The sequence below is a fragment of the Candidatus Latescibacter sp. genome (genome assembly GCA_030692375.1).
Classification (GTDB): Bacteria; Latescibacterota; Latescibacteria; order Latescibacterales; family Latescibacteraceae; genus JAUYCD01.
Map to the genome: position 1 here is coordinate 1 of JAUYCD010000019.1, position 4,666 is coordinate 4,666.

The 4,666-nt window shown below is 52.3% G+C and carries 3 protein-coding genes; 1 reads left to right on the forward strand and 2 read right to left on the reverse strand.

All coding sequences use genetic code 11. The annotated features are described in order from the left end of the window. Positions 1-338: 338 nt before the first annotated feature. Entirely contained in the window at positions 339-1,715 is a 1,377-nt protein-coding gene (locus Q8O92_01270; GenBank protein MDP2981944.1) for an Nramp family divalent metal transporter, read from the forward strand. Positions 1,716-1,745: 30 nt separating this feature from the next. Here the strand turns inward: Q8O92_01270 and gmhA are convergent, their stop codons facing one another. Beyond that, on the reverse strand, positions 1,746-2,339 hold the full coding sequence (gmhA, locus tag Q8O92_01275; protein MDP2981945.1) for a D-sedoheptulose 7-phosphate isomerase: 594 nt from the start codon (positions 2,337-2,339) through the stop codon (positions 1,746-1,748). A gap of 46 nt (positions 2,340-2,385) precedes the next feature. Then, positions 2,386-4,293: a molecular chaperone HtpG gene (htpG, locus tag Q8O92_01280; GenBank protein ID MDP2981946.1), complete on the reverse strand. Its 1,908-nt coding sequence runs from the start codon at positions 4,291-4,293 to the stop codon at positions 2,386-2,388. Between the last annotated feature and the right edge of the window lie 373 nt (positions 4,294-4,666).

Sequence of the window (4,666 nt, forward strand, 5' to 3'; positions counted from 1 at the left end):
ACACTTACGTGTTATTATATTTACCATGTTAAGTCCCCCTCTGGGGGATTTAGGGGGCTGCCTTCTCAAAGTAGGTATAAGTATTTATTTATAAATAAGTTGATAAAATACTTATGTAAATTTATGAATAATCCGGGCTAAACGACATACCAGTTTTATCTTGTATTCCGGATTCTGACTCCCGGATTCTTTATTTCACGATTTTCATTGACACCGGAATGGTAAAACGTTAAAATAGAAAAGCTGTCAAGCCTAAGACTTTGTGAATTCTGTTCGATTTTTCAACCGGGTATTTCACCTGAAAACGGCGTTCCCGGGGACGCCGGGAGGAAAAGTGGATGGCAAGCTCTCTCAGTAACAACATTTTCGTACGATTTTTCAGAGAGGTCATCGGGCCAGCCGCAGTAGTAGCTGCGGGAATGATCGGCGCCGGTGCGGTCGCCACCCGTCTTCTGGCAGGAGCATGGTTTGGTACGAGCCTCCTGTGGAGCGCGCTCTATGTTATCCCCATGGTGATCTTCTGTCTTGATTCCGCGTCCCGAGTCGGCACCCTGACCGGCAGAGGAATGATGGACATGATCCGCAAGGACATCAATCCTGCGCTTGCCTGGTTCATTTTCATCCCCACATTTCTCCTGAATATCGTGGTCAACATGAGCCAGTTCTCGGTTATGATCGAGGCCACCTACGGCGTATTCGGAATGGCGCCCCCGGCGAGAAACGATATCACTACGGGAGTGATCGTTGTCGGGATCACCCTGCTTCTCCTCATCCTCGGGCTTGTGCTCTATGGCGGTTACAAACGCCTGGAAAAATCCATGACCTGGCTGCTTTTAGTAATACTCGTCTGCTTCATCATCGTGGCGTTAAAGGCGCTTCTGGATTGGCACACCTGGGTGGAGGTCGCCAAAGGCCTCGTTCCCAATATTCCCGCCAATCTGCCGATCGCCGGAACTGACCCGGTACAGTACCGGAACGGTTTCACCCAGCTTATGTCCATCGCCGGGCAAGCACTGCCTGCCTCGGTGTTCCTCGCTTACGGGTATTTCACCGCCAACGCCAATTACAAGGCGGTTGATCTCAAGGCGTCATTCAAGAAGACGGTCATCAACATGGGCATCATCTGGGGTGCTTTCTCTGTGGTAGTGGTTGTCGCCGGATACTTTGCGCTCAACCTGCAGTACCAAGGGACTGGAGCGCCCGGGGACCTCCATTTCTCCCAGATTTCGACCGTGCCGCAGGCCGGTATGGTGCTCGCTCCCGCCATGCCGGACTTCATGGGCTTCCTCGCCTACCGTATCTTCTCTCTGGGTCTTTTCGCCGCGGCGTTCACTACGCTGATCTCAGTAGCCATGATCATGGTGTACTTCACCCTCGACATCGTGGGAAGAGACTGGAAGATCACCCAGGAGAACAAGGCTTCCCGCATCACCCTTGCACTCTGGATCGCGGTGCCCGCGATTCTGGCGCCCCTGTGGAAGCTCGATGCGCTGCTCAAGGCTATCATCGCCATGGTCGGCAACCTGATCCTGTGTCCGCTCGCTGTGCTCATCATCCTGTATTTCGTGAACAACAGAAAGTATGTCGGCGATTATACCGCCAAGATGGGGAGAAACATTATCTTGGTGATCACCCTGCTCTACGCGTTTTTTATCGTGGCGTACGGGACGATACACGATTTTATACCGGCGATTCAAAAGGCTTTGGCCGGGTAACACCGGAAGCCCGCCGAAAGGCGGGCTTTATTATGTGGTTTTTGTTCCGCAGACTTCCTTTTCGATCAGACCGCATAAAATGTGGTAAATCAGTGCATGAGCTTCCTGAATGCGCGGCGTTTCTGCGGATGGTACAACAAGGGCGAGGTCGCAGCTCGATCTCATCGAGCCCCCATCGCCCCCCGTAAGGCCTATCACTTTCATGCCCTTTTTACGGGAGGCGTCGATAGCCCGGAGGATATTGGGGGAATTCCCGCTGGTTGAGATAGGTATCGTTACATCTCCCGGCCTTCCGAGAGCTTCGACCTGACGGGCGAAGACCTCTTCGAAACCGTAATCGTTAGCGATGGAAGTCATAACAGAGGTGTCGGTGGAAAGCGCCAGCGCCTGGAGCCCTCTGCGCTCAATTGCGAATCTTCCGACCAACTCTGCAGCGAAATGCTGGGCATCGGCGGCTGAACCGCCGTTCCCGAAGATAAGAACGGTTCCATCCCGATTGATGCATTCCACTATCATGAGCGCTGCCCGTTCGATATCCTCTACCAGTTTCACGTCGGAAAGCATGGTTTGAATCATGATAGAGTGATTACTCACAGCTTGAATTATTTCTTCTGATCGAGTCATACGTTTTCCTCATTGGGACTTCTGTTTTGTCTCCTGTCTTCTTCCTTTACCCTTCTCTCTCTTCTTCCGCTTTGAGCGCCCGCTCCATGAGGGTATACACACGGTCCACCATGATGCTCGGGTCTTCCAGGAGACCAGCCTCGGCAAGCGCATTGTCAAATATCTGCCGTACGCAGGCCTGGAGGAAACCCTTGTCCGTTTTACCCTCACGAAGTTTTTTCAGGGTATGTATGAGCGGATGGCCGGTGTTGATCTCGAGTATCGGAGCCTTCTCCATCCCGGCGTCCCGCCCCGCCGCTTTCAGTATACGGCGCATGGAGGCGGTCATTCCTTCCTCGGGATTTACCACGATTGCAGGCCGGTCCATGCTCCGTTTGGATTCACGCACCTCGGACGCTGCATCCCCCAGGGTATCTTTCATCCAGGAGAGCAGGCCGCGGGCGTCTTCGGAGGAAAGGGCAGGCTGCTCCTTCTTTTCCTCTTCCGGTGCAGGCGGAAGCTCGATGTCCGCCGAATCGGCGCTGATGAGCCGTTTCCCCTTGTATTGACCGAGGGATGTCATCACAAAATCATCGATGGGATCATGGAGGTAGAGCACCTCGATGCCGCGTTTCATGAACGCGGAGAGGTAAGGCCCCCGCTCGATCTCCTGAACGGTTCTGCCGTTGAGGTAATATATGGCGTTCTGCCCTTCCTTGAGCCGGCCGATGTAATCATCGAGGGAAACGAAGGTTTCCTGCGCTGTGCCGGACCGGAAGCGCAGGAGGCCGGAGAGCTCGGTGCGGTTTTCATAATCGGACACCGCTCCCTCTTTGATGAACATTCCGAAGCTCTCCCAGAAGGCAAGGTATTTTTTCGGGTCTTTTTTCGCTTCTTCCTCCAGGAAACGGATTATCCTGCGGTCGAGGAATTTTTTCAGCTTGCGGAAAACCAGGTTATCCTGCAGAGTCTCACGGGAGATATTGAGCGCCAGGTCAGCCGAATCGACCACTCCTGTGATAAACCGCATGTACTCCGGCACGAGCTCTTCGGCGTGCTGGACGATCAGTATCTTACGTGAATAGAGATTGATCATGGGTTTCAGCCGGAAGAAACCGAACCGTTCCATATTGGCGGATGGAACATACAGGATGGCGGAAAGCTGGAGCGGCGCATCGGATGTGAGGTGCAGACGGTAGAGAGGCTCATCTTCCGTGTTCGAGATGAATTTGAAGAATTCCTTGTACTCGCTGTCGCTTACTTCGGAAGAGGATTTAAGCCAGATGGCCTGAATGGTATTTACCCGCTCGCCGTTCACCAGGATGGGGAAGGAAACGAAGTTGGAATACTTGCGTATGATATTTTTGACCAGGCCGGCATCCTCATACTCACGGGCGTCCTCCTTGAGCTTGACAATCACCGAGGTTCCGCGGGGGAGATTCTCAACACCGGTGATGGTATATTCTCCCGCGCCGTCGCTCACCCATTCGTACCCTGAAGCATTCGTCCTGAACGACCGCGTCCGCACAGTAACCCTCTCTCCGGCCATGAATGCGGAATAGAATCCCACCCCGAATTTCCCGATAAGCTCAGGGGTGATCTGTTCCCGGTTTTCGATGCTCTCCAGAAATTCTTTCGTGCCGGACCGGGCTATGGTACCAAGGTTGGCCCCCAGCTCATCGTGAGTCATGCCCACCCCGGTATCGGTCACGGTCAGAGTGTGAGCATCCTTGTCGGTTTCGATACGGATCTCGTGGGGGGCGTCCTTATCCAGGTAATTTTTCTGGATAAGGGCTTCGTGGCGCATTTTTTCGAGAGCGTCCGAGGCATTCGAAACGAGTTCGCGGATGAATATTTCACGGTGCGTATAGAGGGAATGAATCACGATGTCGAGAATCTGTTTTACTTCAGCTTTGAATTTTCTTGTTTCCGGCCCGGTATTTTCCTGCTGAGAATCAGGTTTTTTTTCGTCCATAAGAACGTATCTCCTTCATCAAGATAAAAAAGGTAGAAAATGGTGGTTCCCGGAGTATAATATATATTAAATTGTAGGGAGAATCCGACAGAAATTGTTCTCTACTCGATGACAGTTTTTATTTTGGGAATAGATGCCGATGCCCTGCTAAAGCAGGGAACCCAATCGGAATGACACATACTAGTGTTAAGTCAATGCAATAAAGTTGGATTCATATTCCCCCCTTAACAAGGGGGGGATGCCAAAGGCAGGGGGGATTTCTTCTTCCCAGCGAATAAAGATCCCCCCGCCGCTTGAGCGGCGACCCCCTTTTTAAGGGGGTTAAAAAAAGAAACTCCAGCACTAGACATTATCTGATTGACATTACACTAGA

Excerpts from the sequence above, each read along its gene's own strand:
- htpG (MDP2981946.1), bottom strand. The coding sequence starts at position 4,293 with ATGGACGAAAAAAAACCTGATTCTCAGCAGGAAAATACCGGGCCGGAA.
- Q8O92_01270 (MDP2981944.1), top strand. The coding sequence starts at position 339 with ATGGCAAGCTCTCTCAGTAACAACATTTTCGTACGATTTTTCAGAGAG.
- gmhA (MDP2981945.1), bottom strand. The coding sequence starts at position 2,339 with ATGACTCGATCAGAAGAAATAATTCAAGCTGTGAGTAATCACTCTATC.